This window comes from Aeromonas sp. S12(2024), from assembly GCF_041402305.1.
In the GTDB taxonomy this organism is placed as follows: Bacteria; Pseudomonadota; Gammaproteobacteria; order Enterobacterales; family Aeromonadaceae; genus Aeromonas; species Aeromonas veronii.
The window spans coordinates 1-20,257 of the sequence record NZ_JBGLRB010000027.1 but is presented as its reverse complement, the minus strand read 5'-3'; the positions used below and the strand labels follow the sequence as shown (position 1 = coordinate 20,257).

The following is a 20,257-nucleotide window of genomic DNA, read 5'->3' as shown; positions in this document are numbered from 1 at the left end:
CCCGGATAGTAAGCCCCTGATAACCAGTCCCTGATAACAAGAGAGCGCCACAGTGGCGCTCTCTTATGGTCAGTCACCTCTTCGATGTCAGAGATGGGCGAACGACCAGACGGCGGGGATCAGGCTCAGCAAGGTCACTCCGGCCAACAGCCGCTCGCGGTCACTCAGGCAAAGATCTGCGCCCAGCTGACGACGGCTGTAGAGAAACAGCAGCAGACCCGGCCCGTAGAGCAACAACGACAGCAGCAGATACTCCACCCCGGCGGCATAGAGCAGCCAGAATCCGTAACCGCTCGACACCAGTGCCACTGCCCGCATCAGGCCTCGGCCCTGCCCACTCTCTCCCTCCTTGCTGAACGAAAGCTTGAGCAAAAACAGCCCGATCAGCAGGTAAGGCACCAAAATCATAGAGGTCGATATAAGCAGCAAACTGGTGTAGCCCTTGCCGAGCAGCCATACCAGCAGCAGGCAAGTCTGCACCGTCAGGCTGGTGAGCCAGAGCGAGGCGATAGGCGTCCCATTGCGGTTCTGGCGCCGGAAGATGGCGGGAAACGCACCGTGGCGGGCCGCGCTGAACGGCACCTCCGCCGAGAAGAGGGTCCAGCTCACGTAGGAGGCGAGCACCGAGACGATCAGGCCGACGCTGATGAGCAGTTTGCCCCATGAGCCGGTCATCTGGGCCATCAGCCCTGCCATGGAGGGGTTGGGCAGCGCCGCCAGCTCGGGCCGACTCAATATCCCCAGCGCCAGCACCGAGATGAGCACATAGAGCAGCAACGCCAGCACGACCCCAAGTACGGTGGCCGTGCCCACATCCCGCCGGTTTCGGGCGCGGGCCGACAGCACCGCTGCCCCCTCGATACCGGTGAAGACCCAGAGAGTGATCAGCATGGTATTGCGCACCTGCTCGGAAACCGGCTCCGCCAGGCTACTGCCCTGCTGATCCGCCGCGAAGGTGACCGGATCGAACAAGTAGCAGGCAAACAGAATAAACAGCAGCAGCGGCAGGCTCTTGGCCAGGGTCGCCACCAGATTGAATAGCGCCGCCTGCTGCACGCCGCGGGCCACCAGCAGGTGCACCGCCCAGAGGATGCAGGACTCGCCGACAAACGCCGCCAAAGTGTTGCCCTCACCAAACCAGACCTGCTCGGGGGTGTCGATAAAGCTGCCCAGCGCCGCAAAGGCGATCACCAGATAACCCACCACGCCGATGGTGGCGCAGAGCCAGTAGCCCCATGCGGAGAAGAAGCCCACCAGATCGCCAAAACCGGCGCGGGCGTAGCTGTAGATGCCGCCGTCGAGATCCGGTCTGAGTCGCGACAGATAGAGAAAACTCATGGCGAGCGCCAGGATGCCCACCCCCGTCACGCCCCAGCCGATCAGCACGGCGCGGGCGCCTGCCACCTCGGCCATGTTCTGGGGCAGGCTAAAAATCCCCGCCCCCACCATGGAGCTGAACACCAGCGCGGTGAGAGACCAGAGCCCAATCTTGTTCTCTTTCATGGGGACTCCTTAGCGCAGCCGGCTGCTCAGCGCCTGAATATGCTCGGGGCCGATACCGCAGCAACCGCCGATCAAATTCGCCCCGGCCGCACGCCAGCGCTCGGCCCAGCCGAGATAATCCAGCGGCCCCAGATCGGCGCGGATCTCGTCCAGCCCGTCGTTGGCGGTGGCCTCCTTGGGTTGCGGCGGGAAGGCGTTGGCATAGGCACCGAGGCGAATGTCAGCGCGGCCCAGCGCCTGCAATCGGGCGCGAGCAACCTCGAGGGCCCCCTCGATCACCTCGGGCTGACAGCAGTTGAACAGGATGGCATCGACCCCGGCCGCCACTAACGTGGTCACCGCATCAGCCACCTGCTCGCCGGAACGCAGTCGCGGTTCGTTGCCCGGCGCCTCATCTTCCAGCGTGAAGGAGACCCAGAACGGCTTGCCATCGTCAGGCAACAGCGCTTTCAGGGCCAGTGGCTCGGCAATCAGGCTCATGGTCTCGGCCAACCAGATATCCACATAGGGGGATAGCGCCCGGATAAGCGGCGTCGCCAGCTCGCTCACCCGGTCCGCCTTGAACAGGTCGGCACGGTAGGAGCCAAAGAGCGGTGGCAGAGAACCCGCCACCTGCACGGCGCCCTTCTGCGCGTCAGCCACCTCACGGGCCAGCTGACCAGCCAGTGCTGCCAACCCCTCCCCGTCGGCAAAGAAACGCTCATCGCCGATATGAAACGGCACCAGCGCATAGCTGTTGGTGGTGATGACCCGGGCACCGCTCGCCACATAGGCCTGATGCACATCACGCACCGTCTCTGGCGCCTCCATCAAGGCCAGCGCCGACCACTCGGGTTGACGAAACGGTGCCCCCCGCCGTGCCAACTCGCGCCCCATGCCCCCATCCAGCACCCACAATTCCCTGGTTTTCATCTGTCGTGTCTCTTAGTTATGTGCGTATTTATCTGTTTGTTTTGTTGATCTGCGGTTTCGCATCGAATCGCTGCAGATCGTCCCGCTTCATCCTGGGAAGCCCTTCTATTACACAGCCATAAAAACATATAGATGCCCAGATGGCCAAAGCAAGATAAAACAAAGTGCCACGGGCGGCAATCAGTATCAGCAGAAATCAGCGTGCAAACGGCGAGGCAAACGCAGAAATGCAAGAGGCCACCCGAAGGTGGCCTCATCACAATCCTGAGCCGCTGGTGGCTTAACGCCCGGCCAGCACTCGCTTGATCTGCTTGACCCAGTCGGAGACCCGACCCTGCTGTGGCAAACCGCGCCAGATCTGCTCCCACTGGGCAGGGCTGAGCGGACGACCGAGGCGACGCTGCACACCCGCATAGAGGTAGTCATGGGCCGTGGTGACCGCATGCTCGGAGGTGAGGAATTTGGAGACCGGATCGGTCAACCGCACATCCCGCATGCCGAGCAGCGGATAGTCGTTGTGCACCGCTGCCAGCATGGTCTCGCGCATGGCGGACTCGATGTAACCACGGGCAAACAGGGCGGTCACCGACTCCAGCGACCCCTGATCCGGGCCGTGGTACTGCTCATCAAAGACCGGGCTCGGCTCGACCATGCCGCTTTGCACCACCGCGTCGGGATCCGGCTGCGGCACCACCACGGCAGGCTTGGGGGCAACCGGCTTGGCTGCCACTGTGGCTTTGCGCGGCGCACTCTGGCTACAGGCACCCAGTGCCAGGGCGAGCGCGACACAGGCCAGCGCACGGGAATGAGACTGCATCTTCATGACTCTTATGTCGCTCCTTTTACGATTCCTGAGCTGGCTTCTCGGCCATAGCCGGTTCGACCCGGGTAACCAGCAGCTGATCAATCTTGTAACTGTCGATATCGACCACTTCGAACTTGTAACCGGCGTATTTGACCGAGTCAGTGCGCTTGGGGATCTTGCGCAGCATATACATGATAAAGCCGGCGATGGTCTCGTAGTTCTGGTTCTCGGGGAACTCTTCGATATCGAAGGCGCGCATCACGTCGGAGATGGGGGTGACCCCGTCCACCAGCCAGGAGTTCTCGTCGCGCTGGACGATCTGCTCTTCCACCACGTGGGTGGCCCACTCGCCCATGACGGTACTCATCAGGTCGTTCATGGTGACAATCCCCACCACCAACGCGTACTCGTTCATCACCACGGCAAAGTCGCCACGATGATTCTTGAAGTACTCCATCGCCTCATAGAGGTTCAGGGTATCGGGGATGATGATGACGTTCTGCACCAGGTTGCCACCGATCAGGTCGATGCTCTGGCCGCCGATAACGCGGATCAGCAGCTCTTTTGCATCGACAAAGCCCTTGATGCTGTCGAGGTTGTGGTCACAGACCAGAAACTTGTTGTGGGGATGTTCGGCGATCTTCGCCTTGATGCTCTCTTCACTCTCTTGCAGGGTGAAGTAGATGAGGCTCTCGCGGGCCGTCATGGCAGAGGTGACACCAAGGGACTGCAACTCGAACACGTTCTCGATGAGCTGATGCTCCTCGCGCTGGATAACCCCCGCCTCGGCACCGGCATCCATCACCGCATAGATATCGTCGGAGGTGATCTCGTCATTACGCACCGTGGATACGCGCATCAGACGGAACAGGGAGTTGGCCAATCCGTTGAAGACCCACACCAGCGGCATCAGCACGGTGACGAAGAAGAGCATGGGGCGCACCACCACCACTGCAATCTGCTCGGGCATGGTCATTGCCAGACGCTTGGGCATCAGATCAGCGATCAGGATAAACATGCCGGTGACGAACACGAAGGAGGCACCGGAGCTGATCTCGCCAAGCCAGGGCCCTTGGTAGAACTGGGAGACAATCCCCTTGATGGCGGGGTTGAGGGCAGACTCACCCAGGATACCGCCCAGAATGGCGACGGTATTGAGGCCAATCTGCACCACGGTGAAAAAGTTGCCCGGCTGGGCCTGCAGGGCCAGCACCTTTTCGGCCTGGCGATTACCTTCATCCGCCATCACCTGCAATTTGATTTTGCGAGACGCGGCGAGAGAGATCTCGGAGAGGGAGAAGAACACACTGCCGCCAACCAGCAGCATTAAAAAGAACAAACTATCGGCAAAACTCATGATTAACCTATTGCTACACCCGCCTTAGCACAAGACGGCAAACTGGGCCCGGGAGACCGGACCGTGAGCCCATCCGCGACTCACACAGGGGGAGTATTCTATCAGAAAACAGCCAGATGGGGGCTTTATCTTACTCCGACCAGTTATGCAACAAAAAAGGCGCTTCACGCGCCTTTTTATTCACTTCCGGTTAGCCCTTGCCCAGCAAGGTGCCCAGATCGTCCGCCTTGGTGTGGCGCACATCCTTGCCTTTCACGTAGTAGACGATGTACTCGCAGATGTGCTGGCAACGATCGCCGACCCGCTCGATGGCCCGCGCCGCCCACAGGACGTTGAGCACCTGGGGGATGGTGCGGGGATCTTCCATCATATAGGTCATCAGCTCACGGATGATGGACTCGTACTCCCGGTCTACCTTGTCATCTTCCTTGTAGACCGCCAGCGCCGCATCCAGATCCATGCGGGCGAAAGCGTCGAGTACATCGTGCAGCATCTTGATGGTACGACGGCCCATGTTCTCCAGCGACACCAGCGGCGGCTGCGGCTTGTTGGCGTTGTCGGTCAGCATGCGGGCGATCTTGTCGGCCACGTCGCCAATGCGCTCCAAATCGGTGATGGTCTTGATGATGGCCATCACCAGTCGCAGGTCGGAGGCAGTCGGCTGACGCTTGGCGATGATGCGGGTGCACTCCTCGTCGATCGCCACTTCCATCGCGTTGACCTTGTGGTCGTTGGCCACGATTTTGCGGGCCGCATCGAGATCCTGATCGTGGATCGCCGCGATGGCGTCGGTGAGCTGCTGCTCCACCAGACCGCCCATCACCAGCACCTGGTTGCGCACGCTCTCTAGCTCGGCATTGAACTGACCGGAGATGTGTTTATTGAGGTTCATATTGTCCATACAAATAATCCTTGATTGCTCCGATTATGCCTTAGCCGTTGAACCGACTGCCAATCTGTTTGCTGAGATTCATCCTCTCCTCTCCTTAGCCGTAACGACCGGTAATGTAATCTTCGGTCTTTTTCTTGGCCGGGGTGGTGAAAATGGTGTTGGTATCCGAGTACTCGATAAGCTCGCCCATATACATGAAGGCAGTCTGATCCGACACTCGCGCAGCCTGTTGCATGTTGTGGGTCACGATCACCACGGTGAACTGGCTCTTGAGCTCGTTGATCAGCTCCTCGATGGTGAGGGTGGAGATGGGGTCGAGCGCCGAGGTCGGTTCATCGAGCAGCAACACTTCCGGCTCGATGGCGATGGCACGGGCGATCACCAGACGCTGCTGCTGACCACCGGAGAGACCGAAGGCGTTGTCATGCAGACGATCCTTCACCTCGTCCCACAAGGCCGCACCGCGCAGGGAGCGCTCGGCCGCTTCATCCAGAGTGCGACGATCGTTGATCCCCTGCAGGCGCAGACCATAGACCACGTTCTCGTAGATGGACTTGGGGAACGGGTTCGGACGCTGGAACACCATGCCCACCTGACGGCGCAGGGCGGAAACATCGACGTTCTTGTCATAGATGTTGTGGCCGTGCAGCTGGATTTCCCCCTCGATGCGGCAGATCTCCACCAGATCGTTCATCCGGTTGATGCAGCGCAGCAGGGTCGATTTACCACAGCCTGACGGGCCGATAAAGGCGGTCACCTGCCCTTTGGGGATCTTCATGTTGACGTTGAACAACGCCTGCTTGCTGCCGTAGTACAGGTTGAGATCCTTCACCTCCAGCGCGGTCTGCTCCGGGGTCAGGTTGAGCAGGTCCAGCGCAGTGTGCTGGGTAGACGTGGTCGTTACGTTGATCATCTGTTACCTCAAAATCTATCTGGAGTGGCCGGACAGCTGCCGGCGCCCCTCACGTATTGGTGCAGAGAGATGGCGGCTCGCGCTCGGCCGCTCCTCTGTTATCTCACTCTTGTATCACTCATGCGGCGCCGGATTAATGCTCCAGCGACCGGAATTTCTCGCGTAAGTGGTTACGAATGCCGATTGCGGTCAGGTTAAGGCCCACGATCACCGTCACCAGCAGGAAGGAGGTGGCGTAGACCAGCGGGCGGGCAGCCTCGACGTTGGGGCTCTGGAAGCCGACGTCATAAATGTGGAAGCCCAGGTGCATGAACTTGCGCTCCACATGCAGATACGGGAAGTTGCCATCCATCGGCAGGGTCGGTGCCAGTTTTACCACCCCCACCAGCATCAGCGGCGCCACTTCACCAGCTGCACGGGCAATCGCCAGAATAAGGCCGGTCATGATGGCTGGGCTCGCCATCGGCAGCACGATGCGCCACAGGGTCTCGGCCTGGGTGGCGCCCAGTGCCAACGAGCCCTGACGGATGGTGCTCGGGATCCGCGCCAGACCCTCTTCGGTAGAGACGATCACCACCGGCAGGGTCAGGATGGCCAGGGTCAGCGCCGACCAGATCACGCCGGGTGAGCCAAAGGTCGGGCTCGGCAGCGCTTCCGGGTAGAACAGCTGATCCAGCGAGCCACCGAGTGTGTAGACGAAGAAGCCAAGACCAAACACGCCGTAAACGATGGAGGGCACGCCCGCCAGGTTGATCACCGCAATGCGGATAAGCTTGGTCAGACTGTTCTTGCCCGCGTATTCGTGCAGATAAACCGCTGCTACCACCCCCAGCGGGGTCACGATGATCGCCATCAGGATAACCATGAAGACGGTACCGAAGATGGCCGGGAACACCCCGCCCTCGGTGTTGGCTTCGCGAGGCTCACCGGAAACAAACTTGCCAATCTGATGGAACCAGTGACCCACCTTGGCCAGCAGGCTCATGTCGTTGGGCCATACCACGTCCAGTACCTTGGACATCGGCATGGTTACCAGCTCGCCACGCATATCCTTGACGGTGATGGCGTCGCGATCGGCTTGGCTACGCAGAGAGAAGAGCTCTTTTTCCAGCACCTGATAACGATCGTTGAGGGCCTGACGCTCACTGGCCAGCTCCGCTTTGAGCTGATCGGTCAGCTCATTTTCGAGCTCTGCTTTACGTTCCTTGAGGCGCAGCTTCTCTAATTGGTAGTTGATGGCGCCAATGGGGCCTTTTTGCAACTCGTTGGCTTGTTCAGACAAACCGTTGCTTCGAGCCAGCATCCGCTTGAGCACTTTGTGCAAATCTTGCTCATGCACGACGCCATCTTCCTTGGCCTCTACCACATAGCCATAGAAGTTGCCGTTGGTAGTACGCTCTATCATTGCCATCTCGACAGGAAGAGCCTGAGACTTGATATCAGTCTCCAGAACCCAGCGAAAATCGAGGTCAACGAACTCGCGGTTGCCGGTCTTGACCAGATAACGGGTCAACACCTCACGTTCTTCACCTGCCAATGGCAATCCTGCGGCTCGCAGGCGTTCAACCGGCACCAGCTCACTGTCATTGATTTCACCAACCAACACACTCTTGTTACCGCTGGCGTCTTCCAGCTGCCACTCATAGATAGGGTGGGGCCAGAAGTAGACCAGACCACGCCAGCCGATCAGCAACAACAGACCCAGTACCGCCACCAGGCTCAGGCTGACGGCACCGCCTGTCATCCAGATCCAGGGGGCCCCTGATTTAAACCACTTACCCATTGTCGATTCCTTGCCCGTTACATGGAGCTGTATTTTTCACGCAACCGCTGGCGGACAAACTCGGCCAGGGTGTTGAAGAAAAAGGTGAACACAAACAGTACGAAGGCCGCGAGGAACAGCACTCGATAGTGGGAACTGCCCACTTCCGATTCCGGCATCTCCACCGCGATGTTGGCGGCTAGGGTACGCAGCCCCTGGAACATGGAGAAATCCATGATGGGGGTGTTGCCGGTAGCCATCAGCACGATCATGGTCTCGCCCACGGCGCGGCCAAGGCCCATCATCACCGCAGAGAAGATGCCCGGGCTGGCGGTGAGGATCACCACCCGGCTCAGGGTCTGCCACGGGGTGGCCCCCAGCGCCAGCGAGCCCTGAGTCAGATGCTTGGGCACCGAGAAGACCGCATCTTCAGCGATGGAGAAGATGGTGGGGATGACCGCAAAGCCCATGGCGATACCGACCACCAGCGAGTTGCGCTGGTCAAATTTGATCCCCATTACATTGGTGAGCCAGCTACGGGTATCACCACCGAAAAACGCATTTTCGACGACAGGACTGAGAGTAAGAGCCATCCAGCCAATCAGAATAACGACAGGGATCAGCAAGACGGCTTGACTGCCCTCAGGCACACTTTGCTTGAGAGTGTCAGGCAACAGATGCCATAGCAGAGCTGCAAGCAGCATCCCCATCGGCAACATCACCAGCATCATAAAAATGCCCGGCAGGTAATCTTCCACAATGGGAGCAAGCCACAAACCAGCCAGGAAGCCGAGGATGACGGTTGGCAATGCCTCCATGATCTCGATGGTCGGTTTAACAAACTTGCGCATCCCCGGAGACATGAAGTAGGCGGTATAGATGGCACCGGCAATCCCGAGTGGTACAGCAAACAACAGCGCATAAAAAGCGGCTTTGAGAGTACCAAACGAAAGGGGTACCAGACTCAGCTTGGCTTCAAAGTCGTTGCTGGCGGAGGTGGATTGCCATACATACTGGGGCTCCGGATACCCTTCGTACCATACCTTTTGCCACAGGGCAGACCAGGTCACTTCGGGGTGATCATTCTCAACCGTAAACAACTTGAAGGTGTCGCCTTGCTGCATCAACAGTGCATTGTGGCGTGGAGAGATGGCCAGGGCAGAAAGTTCCCCCCCTTCTACTGTCTCGGTCAACAGCTTGGTCTCGCCGGTGGCGTGGAAGAAGCTGATGATGCCGTCCTTGTCGGCACTGATGAAGCCTTTGCGAAAGTGCTCGGGAGTCAACAGATCCACAGCGCCATCACCCTTGAAATCACGGATCTGGGTGAACTGACGTTTGCCATCCTTTGCCACTTCAAACCACTGGGAGATGACGCCGTTGTCATTACCTACCAGCAACGAAGAAGCGCCTGCCAGCAGCTCGACCCGGGTCACGTTGGCGTTGGTGGCATTGATCTCCAGCACGTTGCGCAAGGAGATCTCGCTCAGGTTATGAATGTCATAGACGGAGAGACGATTACCCTGACGTACAAAGAGGATCCGCAGATTGGGGGTCAGCAACATCTGATCCACATGGCGCGGCAGGGAGGGAATCGTGTAGTTTTCACTGCTCCACTCAATCTCCCCGGAGATGAAGTTCTCCTCGCCGCTCATCACAGTCATCACGCCACGACCATCTTCGGTCACGGCAGCGGTCGCCATCTTGTCCTTGGTGGCTTCGAACACCATCCGTTGCAGCGCCTTCCCTTGCGGGTCGATCACCACCGGCTCTTCGCCGAAGGGATATTTCAGGCTGGGTTCAATCACCCGCACATCGTTGGGATAGGAGACCTTGAACGCAGGCTGGACAACCAGTGCCTTGCCATCGGCAAAGCCGTAGGCAATCAGCTTTTGGCCCGGCGCCGGCGTTGTGGCCGTGCTGATGTCGCCAGCAACCTGGGCTTGGCCCAGTGACTGGCCAACCTTGATCTTGTCATCTCCTTGTAGCGCGAAGAAGTTGACCTGACCTTTATCGCTGAAGCGATAGCCGATCTCGTTCTGCTCTTCCATGCCGAGCCAGGCTGTCTTCCCTGCGACGGGCAGGGTAAACGAGGTGGCCGGCTCCATGGAGGCGCCATTGAAGATGGGTTTCACCACATAGAGCAGATAAAAGAAGATAAGCAGCAGCGCCACCAGTACCAGGGCTCCGCCTGTGGTGACGCCATATTTGGCCAATTTATCCTTGATCCGGCGTTTTCTACTGCCCGCCATGACCAGGTTTAACGATTCCGATGACATGCAAGACCTCAATGTAAGCTAGGCTTCGCGGCATTATATGGCGGTTGCATGACAGTTTTGTTACATCGAGAGCGCTTTAACAGAGGTTGTTAACGGAAAAATGGGCGGGGATCCTTTCGAAGGAAGATGGACGCAACATGTTGTTTATAAAGGGATATTTATGAGGATAATCAGCAAGGGCAGCCTGCGCTGCCCCCGAATGATTCAGGAAAGGGTATCGTTTGATTGTTGCAGCGCCAGTTTGGCCGCCTTTTTCTCGGCGCGGCGGCGCTTGAAGAAGGCCGACAACTGAGCCGAGCAGGCATCGGCCAGCACGCCGCCGGTCAGCTCGACTCTATGATTGTGGCGCGGGTCCTGCAAGATCTCGAACACCGACCCCGCGGCACCGGTCTTGAGATCTCGGGCGCCGTAAACCACCCGCTTGACCCGGCTATGGATCAGCGCACCGGCACACATACAGCAGGGCTCCAGCGTCACATAAAGAGTGGTGTCGAGCAGGCGGTAGTTCGCCAGCTGCTTGCCCGCCGCCCGGATTGCCATCACCTCGGCATGGGCACAGGCATCGTGTTCGCTGATGGAGCGGTTCCACCCCTCTCCCACCACCTGACCATCCAGCACCAGTACGGCACCGACCGGGATCTCGCCAATCCCTTCGGCCCGGGCGGCCAATGCCATGGCATGGCGCATCCACTGTTCGTCCTGCTCGGTTTGGCTCTGTGCCTGACTCGGTATTTCTGGGACCTCTGATGGTTTCACGCCCATCCCCTCTTTATATTGTTCAATTGTGCTGTTTACATTCCAGCTATCCATACCTGTCAGATGAATCCATAGATAGCAGGCATGATAGCTCGCAGTGACAGGGCGGCGATTATGCCAAATCTGCACGTCAGACCCAAGCCGCATCCCGACTGAGCAATAAAGAAGCAATCGGCATCTCTATGATAAAAAAGGAGTTGCACCCGTTTGGCCATGCTATTAGACTTCCTCCCCGTCAGCCGAGTCTGACTCCGTCGGTGTGTAGCGCAGCCAGGTAGCGCATCTGCATGGGGTGTAGAGGGTCGGAGGTTCGAATCCTCTCACACCGACCATTTTCCCCGAGAATAGCCCAGTCAAACGACTGGGCTATTTTTTTGCCTCCGATTTATCCTCCTGACAACGCCAGCCTACCAAGAACAAAAAACACTCAGAACCACTTGAATCTTTTTGCCGAACTCATTAAGATGCGCAACTTTCCGCCGGTAGACAACACAGGGAGGTGGAAACACGAGTTAAGGGATCACTGTCCGGCTTGCGTGCAACACAGGACCAGGCATGAACCAGAACACCGATTTCGCACCCGCCATTACGCTTTATTCCGTTCCTCACGACACCCCTTGCCACACCGAAAGCGAAAATGAACAGGTCATCCAGCTGGATGTGATCGATCTGGCCGAACCGGATGATGACTATTGAGCCCTTCCAGATGGCCGCTCATCACCAGCACATCGCCTGTTCAACGCTCTCCGTTTCAGGCCCTTGGCGAGAAATCTGCAAAAAACGACAAACTGCTAATTCTATCAAGGATGGCAGTATTATTGACTGATGTATCTCCCCCTTTCCTCCCCGGCATTCCCCCCGACAACTGATACAAACCTACGTTATTGCACTTCACTTTCCATCGCTGCAACCGCTGGTACCAACAGAGCCTGCATCACCACACCAAGTTTAAAACGCACGTTCACCAATCAGGTCTAGCATTAGCAAAACATTCATTGCCACATTCAAACGCGCTTTATACGGCTGTTTTGGCAAAGCCTGGAGTTAGGTCGGGATTTGTTTTTGCATTTGTAATTTTATTACGTAATAACTTACAAAGCGAGGGGCAGGGTAACGGACCAAATTAGCCGTTGTCCGATGGGAAAAAGCAGGAGCATAACCATCTGCGTAGAGCTTTTACACCAACCAAATAAAGCAATAAAAAACATCAACTTAACCATATCCAAAAAACAAGCGTTTAAAAAAAACTGTTGACGTACTCAACAATATTTCGCACCTTATCAATCGTGTTATCCCGTTGTTGCGGGAACGTTTCAGGAACAGGGATTCGACTTTAGTCGTAGTTAGTAAGTTCAAAATGTAATTCTCAAAGGAGTGAACCTTATGTCGGCACCGGCTCAGACCCACTGCAGCGCCCGCCTTCGCATCCAGGGCGAGATGCTACCCGAATACGCGCAAATTCTGACGCCGGACGCGGTGGCTCTGGTCTCCGAACTGGTGGAACGTTTTGCTCCCCAAAGAGGGGAATTGCTGAAACAACGTGTGGCACGTCAGGCCCGTATCGATGGCGGCGAGCTGCCGGACTTCCTGCCGGAAACCGCCCACATCCGTGAAGGTGACTGGACCATTCGCGGCATTCCCGCCGACCTGCAAGACCGCCGTGTGGAGATCACAGGCCCGGTCGAGCGCAAGATGGTGATCAACGCCCTCAACGCCAACGTCAAAGTGTTCATGGCGGATTTCGAGGATTCACTGGCCCCCGCCTGGAATAAGGTGATCGAGGGCCAAATCAACCTGCGCGATGCGGTCAACGGCACCATCTCTTACACCAGTCCGGAAGGAAAGGCCTACACCCTGACCCCCAATCCGGCGGTACTCATCTGCCGGGTACGCGGTCTGCACTTGCCGGAAAAACATGTCACCTTTGATGGCGAGCCGATCCCCGGCGGTCTGTTCGATTTTGCCCTCTATTTCCTGCACAACTACCAAGCGCTGCTGTCCAAAGGCTCGGGCCCCTACTTCTACGTGCCCAAGTTGCAGAGCCATCTGGAAGGGCGTTGGTGGAGCGAAGTGTTCGCCTGGACCGAGGACAAGTTCGGTCTGCCCCGCGGCACCATCAAGGCCACCGTGCTGATCGAAACCCTGCCGGCCGTGTTCGAGATGGATGAGCTGCTCTATCAAATGAAGGATCACATCGTCGCGCTGAACTGCGGCCGCTGGGACTACATCTTCAGCTATATCAAAACCTTGAAGAACCATCCGGATCGGGTACTGCCTGATCGTCAGGTGGTGACCATGGACAAACCGTTCCTCTCCGCCTACTCGCGGCTGCTGATCAAAACCTGTCACAAGCGCGGTGCGCTGGCGATGGGGGGTATGGCCGCCTTTATTCCGGCCAAGGACGCGACCGTCAACGAACAGGTGTTTGCCAAGGTCAAGGCCGACAAAGAACGCGAAGCCAACAACGGCCACGACGGTACCTGGGTCGCCCACCCTGGCCTCGCTGATACCGCCATGGCGGTGTTCAATGCCACCATTGCGGCTGGCGCCAAGAACCAGATCGGCGTACTGCGCGAGCAGGATGCCCCCATCACTGCCGCCGACCTGCTGGCCCCCTGTGAGGGCGAGCGCACCGAAGCAGGCATGCGTACAAATATCCGGGTCGCCCTGCAATATCTGGAGGCCTGGATCAACGGCAACGGCTGCGTGCCCATCTACGGTCTGATGGAAGATGCCGCCACCGCCGAGATCTCCCGCACCTCCATCTGGCAGTGGATCCGCCACGGCAAGAGTCTGTCGAATGGCAAGGTGGTGACCAAAGAGCTGTTCCGCCAGATGCTGGCCGAGGAGTTGGAGGTGGTCAAAGCCGAGGTGGGTACTGCGCGCTGGCAGGCAGGACGCTTTGCCGAGGCAAGCGAGCTGATGGAAGAGATCACCTGCGCCGATACCCTGATCGATTTTCTGACGCTGCCCGGTTACGAGCGGCTCTGAATCACGGGCCCCCAGCGGGGCTCGCCAATAACAAGTCAATGGAAACGTGAAATCAATGAAAGAGGGAACTGATATGGCACTGACCCGTGAGCAACAGATCCAGGCTATCGAGAAAGACTGGGCGGAAAACCCCCGCTGGAAAGGGATCAAGCGCGGCTACAGCGCCGAAGATGTGGTGAACCTGCGCGGCAGCTTGCAGCCGGTGCACACCCTGGCTCAGCGCGGTGCCGACAAGCTGTGGGGCCTGATCCACGGCGACGCCAAGAAAGGCTATGTCAACTGCCTCGGCGCCCTGACCGGTGGTCAGGCGGTGCAGCAGGCCAAGGCGGGGATCGAGGCGATCTACCTCTCCGGCTGGCAGGTGGCGGCGGACAACAACTTGTCCTCCACCATGTATCCGGATCAGTCCCTCTACCCGGCCAACTCGGTACCGTCCGTGGTGGAGCGCATCAACAACTCCTTCGCCCGTGCCGACCAGATCCAGTGGGCCAACAAGGTAGGGCCGCAGGATGAGGGCTTTATCGACTACTTCCTGCCGATCGTGGCCGATGCGGAAGCCGGTTTCGGCGGCGTGCTGAACGCCTTCGAACTGATGAAGGGGATGATTGAAGCGGGCGCCGCCGGCGTGCACTTCGAAGATCAGCTCGCTTCCGTCAAGAAGTGCGGCCATATGGGTGGCAAGGTGCTGGTACCGACTCAGGAAGCGGTGCAAAAGCTGGTTGCCGCCCGTCTGGCAGCCGATGTGTGCGGCACCACCACTCTGGTGATCGCCCGTACCGACGCCAACGCCGCTGACCTGTTGACCACCGACGCCGACCCGTACGATGCAGACTTCCTGACTGGCGAGCGCACTGCCGAAGGGTTCTACAAGGTACGTGCCGGTATCGATCAGGCCATCGCTCGCGGTCTGGCTTACGCACCCTACGCCGACATGGTGTGGTGTGAAACCGCCAAGCCTGATCTGGACGAAGCACGTAAATTTGCCGAAGCGATCAAGGCCAAGTTCCCGGATCGCATCCTAGCCTACAACTGCTCCCCGAGCTTCAACTGGAAGAAGAATCTGGACGATGCCACCATCGCCCGCTTCCAGCAGGAGCTCTCCGACATGGGCTACAAGTATCAATTCATCACCCTCGCGGGTATCCACAACATGTGGTTCCACATGTACGAGCTGGCCTACCAGTACGCCCGTGGCGAAGGGATGAAGCACTACGTCGAGATGGTGCAGGAGCCGGAATTTGCCGCAGCCAGCCGTGGCTACACCTTCGTGGCCCACCAGCAGGAGGTCGGTACCGGTTACTTCGACAAGGTGACCACCGTCATTCAGGGTGGCCAATCATCGGTCACCGCGCTGACCGGCTCCACCGAAGAAGATCAGTTCCACTAATAAGAGAGCTGCCTTGAAATAGCAAAACCCCGGCCTGAAGCCGGGGTTTCTTTTTATCTGCCATTCAAACGAAAGTCAGGCCACAACCGCATACCACCGAGAGGATCAGAGCTCGAGGATCTCTTTGACAAAGGGGATAGTGAGCTTGCGCTTGGCGCGAAATGAGGCGTTGTCGAGCTGATTGAGGGTGGTGAGCAGGGTGCGCATATCGCGGGATAGTCGGTTGAGCAGGAAGCGGCCCACATCGATGGGCAGTTTGAAGCCCCGCAGCTCGGCACGCAGCTGCAGGGCACTGAGCTTGCCTTCGTCATCCAGCTCTTCGAGATGGAAACTCACCCCCCAGTCAAGGCGCGAGGCGAGATCCGGCAGTTGCAGCCCCAGTTTGCGCGGCGCGCTGCAGCCAGTGACCACCAGCGTCCCCTCGCCCTTCTCCTGCCAGCGATTGTAAAAGTCGAACAGGGCCCGCTCCCACACGGCATTGCCGGCGATCGCCTCAAGGCTGTCGAGACAGACCAGCGGCAGGCTTTCGAGGGCATCGAGCATGCTGGGATCGAGTTGTTCAAATTGGTCGAGGGAGAGATAGGCCGCCGCCGCATCGCGGGCGTTGACCTCGGCACAGGTGGCGTGGAGCAGGTGGGAGCGCCCGGAGCCCTTGGCTCCCCAGAAATAGAGGAAAGGCGACCCCTGACCGATGGCCGCATTCTTGAGGGCGGTGATCAGATGAGCATTGTTGCCGGGATAAAAACTGACGAAGGTTTCATCATCCGGTAGTTGTACGGCTAAAGACAGTTGGGCCGGTTGCTTCACTCGTTGGGCTTTGACTGTGACATTTGTGGCTAAGTGTATCATCGCAAAGGCAGATAGAGAACCGCCCGGACAGGCCGGGCGGTCTACAAAAGCCTTATAAAATCAGGGCTGCGACCATTGGTAACGCAAACCGCTGCCATTATCGTCAACCTTGCGCAAACGACTCTCAAGTTGCAGCGCCCGCACCAGTTCGGCCTGATCCCCTTGCAGGGTAAAGTTGAAGGTGACCTGGTCCCCCTCCAGCTTGCCGATCGCCACCTTGCTGACGTTGGCCATCCCCTGCAGCATCTTCTGCACGGCGATCATGCTGTCCACTTCGGAGAGGCCATCCACCACCAGGGTCTGGCTGGTTGCCGGACCCGAGATACGGGCACCGTAGTTTTTCACCAGCCAGGCCGCCAGGGTATCAGCAAACCCTTGCGCCACTTCGGCCTGAGTGCCGGTGCTATTGCCACGGGTCAGCTCGGTCACTTCACCGGCCGCTTTGGGGCCGTAGAGTCCCCAATCGATGCTCCATTTGTCACCTTCCGGTGTCAACTTGCCCAACACCACCATCTCGGCGCCATAGCGCTGGCTTGCCTGCAAAATCGGGTCGGCAAAGCGTCCCCAGACGTCGGTGGCACTGACCGCCATGTTGTCATCGAGATCCATCAGCGGAATGCTGATGGGCAGCCCCAGCGTCTGGGCCTGCTCGCGCAAGGCTTGCGCCCAACCATCGCTGGATTGATCCGCCAGCAGGCGACGCTCCCCCTGATCCACCACCAGCCAGATGGCCATTTGGGGACGAGCCGGGCCAAGCAGGGCAAACTGGCTCTCGGAGACCAGGCTGTTGACCTTGTCACTCTTGAACTCGGCTTTCAGATACTTGACGGAGCCCTGATCCTGATAGCCATAGCTTTTGACATAGTCGCCCGGAGCCGCCAGCGCCTTGACAACCACCGGCTGGGTGAGGATGTCGCGCTTGCCGGTCACCTTGATCAGCACCTGACCCAGTGCCTGCCCCTGAGCAGCCACCATGTCACCACTGGTCGGGGCCTTGCCCTGATAGAGGTCGGTCACCTGAGCGGCCGAGGCCATAAATGACAAGCCGCAGCAGAGGGCGGTCACAACACGTTTGAACATGAACAGAGTCTCGAAATGGGAGAGTGTGCTTATGGTAGCGGCAAGGCGCATCCTGCGGCAAGGCTGGCACAAGCGGCCACAAACAGCAGAGCCGGCGATGCGCCGGCTCCGATCACCCTTCCACATGGGAAGCGGGTCAAGGCATTAACTTATTTGGTACCGAAGATCTTGTCGCCTGCATCGCCCAGACCCGGCACGATGTAGCCTTTCTCGTTCAGCCCCTGGTCGACAGAAGCGCAATAGAGCTCTACGTCAGGGTGAGCGGCTTCCAGCGCCTTGATGCCTTCCGGCGCGGCAACCAGTACCAGCACCTTGATGGATTGGCAGCCTTTCTTTTTCAGCAGATCGATAGTGGCGATCATGGAGCCGCCGGTGGCCAGCATCGGATCGATGACCAGCGCCAGACGCTCTTCGATGTTGCTGACGATCTTCTCGAAATAGGGAACCGGTTGCAGGGTCTCTTCATCGCGGTAGATACCGACCACGCTGACGCGGGCGCTCGGCATGTGCTCCAGCACGCCATCCATCATGCCAAGGCCAGCACGCAGGATGGGTACGACGGTTACCTTCTTGCCTTTGATCTGGTCAACTTCTACTGGCCCATTCCAGCCATCGATGATAACCTTCTCGGTTTCGAAGTCAGAGGTCGCTTCATAGGTCAACAAACTGCCCACTTCTTTGGCCAGTTCACGGAAACGCTTGGTGCTGATATCGCCTTCACGCATCAGACCGATCTTGTGTTTGACCAGGGGGTGTTTGACTTCAACGACTTTCATTATTATCTCCTCTAACCTGCCGCAAAAAAATCGCGGAATCATACAACAAAAGCCGCCGCTTGTAGAGCATTTCCGCGCAAAAACGCGCAAACGATTTCCTTTCTGGTTTTTCACCGCCACTGTTAGAATACGCCCCGAATTTTACCCTCCACTTCTTTACATGACGGGGAATACTCGTGACTGACAAAACCTCACTGAGCTACAAGGATGCTGGCGTAGATATCGATGCCGGCAATGCACTGGTTGAACGTATCAAGGGCGTGTCAAAGCGCACTCGTCGTCCTGAAGTCCTTGGTGGTCTTGGCGGCTTTGGGGCCTTGTGTCAAATCCCTGCGGGCTACAAGGAGCCGGTACTGGTCTCCGGTACCGATGGTGTGGGCACCAAGCTGCGGCTGGCCATCGACCTGAAGAAGCACGACACCGTGGGCATCGATCTGGTGGCCATGTGCGTCAATGACCTGATCGTACAGGGCGCCGAGCCGCTATTCTTCCTCGACTACTATGCAACCGGCAAGCTGGACGTGGACACCGCGGCCGCGGTGGTCACCGGGATCGGTGCCGGTTGCGAGCAGTCAGGCTGTGCCCTGGTGGGCGGCGAGACCGCCGAGATGCCGGGTATGTATGAAGGGGAAGACTACGACATCGCCGGTTTCTGCGTCGGTGTGGTGGAGAAGAGCGAAATCATCGACGGCAGCAAGGTCGGTGAAGGGGATGCCCTGATCGCCCTGGCCGCCAGCGGCCCTCACTCCAACGGCTTCTCCCTGATCCGTAAAATTCTGGAAGTCTCCAAAGCCGACGTGCATCAGCCGCTGGGTGACCGCACCCTCGCAGATGCCTTGCTGGAGCCGACCCGCATCTATGTGAAACCTGTGCTCAAGCTCATCAAGGAGTGCGAGATCCACGCCCTGTCCCACATCACAGGTGGCGGCTTCTGGGAGAACATCCCCCGCGTATTGCCTGCCAATACTCAAGCGGTGATCGACGAGCAGAGCTGGCAGTGGCCGGCGGTGTTCAGCTGGCTGCAGCAGGCTGGCAACGTCACCCGTCACGAGATGTATCGCACCTTCAACTGCGGTGTCGGCATGATCATCGCCCTGCCCGCCAACCAGCTGGAGAAGGCGCTGACCCTGCTCAAGGCGGAAGGCGAGAACGCATGGCACATCGGTCATATCGCCAAGGCAGCAGACGGTGAGGAGCAGGTCGTCATCAAATGATGCGGATCCTCGTCCTAATCTCTGGCAGCGGCAGCAACCTGCAGGCGATCCTCGACCACTGCGCCAGCGGCAAGATTGCCGGTGAAGTGGTCGGCGTTATCAGCAACAAGGCCGATGCCTATGGTCTGGTTCGCGCCAAAGAAGCAGACGTGGCGACCTCCATTCTGGCCCAGCAGCAGTTTGCCAGCCGGGAGGAGTATGACGCCGCCCTGCTGGCGCTGATGGCAGACTATCAGCCGGATCTGGTGGTGCTGGCCGGGTTTATGCGGATATTGAGCGGCGATCTGGTGCGCCATTTCGCCGGCAGGATGATCAATATCCACCCCTCCCTGCTGCCCAAGTATCAGGGCCTGCACACTCACCAACGCGCCATAGATGCCGGTGACAGTGAACACGGCGCCAGCGTCCACTTCGTGACCGAAGAGCTGGACGGGGGCCCGGTGATCCTGCAGGCCCGCGTGCCCATCTTTGAAGGGGACACTGCGGACGAGGTAGCAGCACGGGTGCAGACGCAGGAGCACAGCATCTACCCGCTGGTGGTTCGCTGGTTCTGCGAAGGTAGGCTGCAGATGGTAGATGGCGCCGTGCAACTGGATGGCGCCCTGCTGGGCCCCGCTGGTTACGCCTGCGAGTAAGCAGACGTCTTGTCGAAATGTGAAAAAGGAGGCCGATGGCCTAATGCCGATCAGTTAAGGATCCATTGACCGATCCTTCTGTTGTGTGAAAATCCGAAACCTGTTGATTGGTTTCGGATTTTTTATGCGTATCGCTCAAGCTCTCGACT

Annotated in this window: 17 protein-coding genes and 1 tRNA gene; 6 read left to right on the top strand and 12 right to left on the bottom strand. The window is 58.5% G+C overall.

Going from position 1 to position 20,257, the window contains the following annotated elements:
- Positions 1–87: 87 nt before the first annotated feature.
- The 9 genes from ACB035_RS19545 to tadA form a co-directional block, all read right to left on the bottom strand.
- A complete protein-coding gene (locus tag ACB035_RS19545; RefSeq protein WP_371167953.1) occupies positions 88–1,503 on the bottom strand; it encodes a basic amino acid/polyamine antiporter in 1,416 nt (471 codons plus the stop codon).
- 9 nt (positions 1,504–1,512) lie between these two features.
- Positions 1,513–2,415: a homocysteine S-methyltransferase family protein gene (locus ACB035_RS19540; RefSeq protein WP_129504297.1), complete on the bottom strand. Its 903-nt coding sequence runs from the start codon at positions 2,413–2,415 to the stop codon at positions 1,513–1,515.
- Positions 2,416–2,695: 280 nt separating this feature from the next.
- On the bottom strand, positions 2,696–3,238 hold the full coding sequence (locus ACB035_RS19535; RefSeq protein ID WP_206876211.1) for a hypothetical protein: 543 nt from the start codon (positions 3,236–3,238) through the stop codon (positions 2,696–2,698).
- 19 nt (positions 3,239–3,257) lie between these two features.
- Entirely contained in the window at positions 3,258–4,577 is a 1,320-nt protein-coding gene (locus tag ACB035_RS19530; RefSeq protein ID WP_139406437.1) for a hemolysin family protein, read from the bottom strand.
- Between the two features lie 190 nt (positions 4,578–4,767).
- The gene (gene phoU / locus ACB035_RS19525; protein WP_005334097.1) at positions 4,768–5,478 is read right to left on the bottom strand and encodes a phosphate signaling complex protein PhoU; all 711 of its coding nucleotides are present in this window, start codon (positions 5,476–5,478) and stop codon (positions 4,768–4,770) included.
- An 85-nt stretch (positions 5,479–5,563) separates the two neighbouring features.
- Positions 5,564–6,382, bottom strand: a complete 819-nt coding sequence (gene pstB / locus ACB035_RS19520; RefSeq protein WP_064338281.1) for a phosphate ABC transporter ATP-binding protein PstB — start codon at positions 6,380–6,382, stop codon at positions 5,564–5,566.
- 133 nt (positions 6,383–6,515) lie between these two features.
- Positions 6,516–8,165, bottom strand: coding sequence for a phosphate ABC transporter permease PstA (gene pstA, locus ACB035_RS19515; protein ID WP_201908322.1), 1,650 nt, complete (start codon positions 8,163–8,165; stop codon positions 6,516–6,518).
- A 17-nt stretch (positions 8,166–8,182) separates the two neighbouring features.
- Entirely contained in the window at positions 8,183–10,420 is a 2,238-nt protein-coding gene (locus tag ACB035_RS19510) for an ABC transporter permease subunit (RefSeq protein WP_069527165.1), read from the bottom strand.
- 204 nt (positions 10,421–10,624) lie between these two features.
- On the bottom strand, positions 10,625–11,182 hold the full coding sequence (gene tadA, locus ACB035_RS19505; RefSeq protein ID WP_371167952.1) for a tRNA adenosine(34) deaminase TadA: 558 nt from the start codon (positions 11,180–11,182) through the stop codon (positions 10,625–10,627).
- Positions 11,183–11,431: 249 nt separating this feature from the next.
- Between tadA and ACB035_RS19500 the strand changes: the two genes are divergently transcribed.
- The 4 genes from ACB035_RS19500 to aceA all read left to right on the top strand — a co-directional run bounded on the left by ACB035_RS19500 (position 11,432) and on the right by aceA (position 15,554).
- A tRNA-Pro gene (locus ACB035_RS19500) sits at positions 11,432–11,508 on the top strand.
- A gap of 223 nt (positions 11,509–11,731) precedes the next feature.
- Positions 11,732–11,872 (top strand): hypothetical protein, encoded by a 141-nt coding sequence (locus ACB035_RS19495; protein WP_005334106.1) that lies wholly within the window; start codon positions 11,732–11,734, stop codon positions 11,870–11,872.
- Between the two features lie 687 nt (positions 11,873–12,559).
- The gene (gene aceB, locus ACB035_RS19490) at positions 12,560–14,167 is read left to right on the top strand and encodes a malate synthase A (protein WP_371167951.1); all 1,608 of its coding nucleotides are present in this window, start codon (positions 12,560–12,562) and stop codon (positions 14,165–14,167) included.
- Between the two features lie 73 nt (positions 14,168–14,240).
- Entirely contained in the window at positions 14,241–15,554 is a 1,314-nt protein-coding gene (aceA, locus tag ACB035_RS19485) for an isocitrate lyase (RefSeq protein ID WP_005344572.1), read from the top strand.
- 105 nt (positions 15,555–15,659) lie between these two features.
- Here aceA and hda read toward each other — a convergent pair whose 3' ends face one another.
- The 3 genes from hda to upp all read right to left on the bottom strand — a co-directional run bounded on the left by hda (position 15,660) and on the right by upp (position 18,259).
- Positions 15,660–16,361, bottom strand: coding sequence for a DnaA inactivator Hda (hda, locus tag ACB035_RS19480; protein ID WP_013723920.1), 702 nt, complete (start codon positions 16,359–16,361; stop codon positions 15,660–15,662).
- Positions 16,362–16,463: 102 nt separating this feature from the next.
- On the bottom strand, positions 16,464–17,483 hold the full coding sequence (locus ACB035_RS19475) for a DUF2066 domain-containing protein (protein WP_101529443.1): 1,020 nt from the start codon (positions 17,481–17,483) through the stop codon (positions 16,464–16,466).
- 149 nt (positions 17,484–17,632) lie between these two features.
- Positions 17,633–18,259, bottom strand: coding sequence for a uracil phosphoribosyltransferase (upp, locus tag ACB035_RS19470; protein WP_005334115.1), 627 nt, complete (start codon positions 18,257–18,259; stop codon positions 17,633–17,635).
- 176 nt (positions 18,260–18,435) lie between these two features.
- Between upp and purM the strand changes: the two genes are divergently transcribed.
- Positions 18,436–19,473 carry a phosphoribosylformylglycinamidine cyclo-ligase gene (purM, locus tag ACB035_RS19465; RefSeq protein ID WP_042080181.1) on the top strand — a complete coding sequence of 346 codons (1,038 nt, stop codon included), beginning with the start codon at positions 18,436–18,438 and terminating at the stop codon, positions 19,471–19,473.
- Entirely contained in the window at positions 19,470–20,108 is a 639-nt protein-coding gene (gene purN, locus ACB035_RS19460; protein ID WP_371167950.1) for a phosphoribosylglycinamide formyltransferase, read from the top strand. Before purM ends, purN begins: the two co-directional genes overlap by 4 nt.
- The last annotated feature ends 149 nt before the right edge of the window (positions 20,109–20,257 follow it).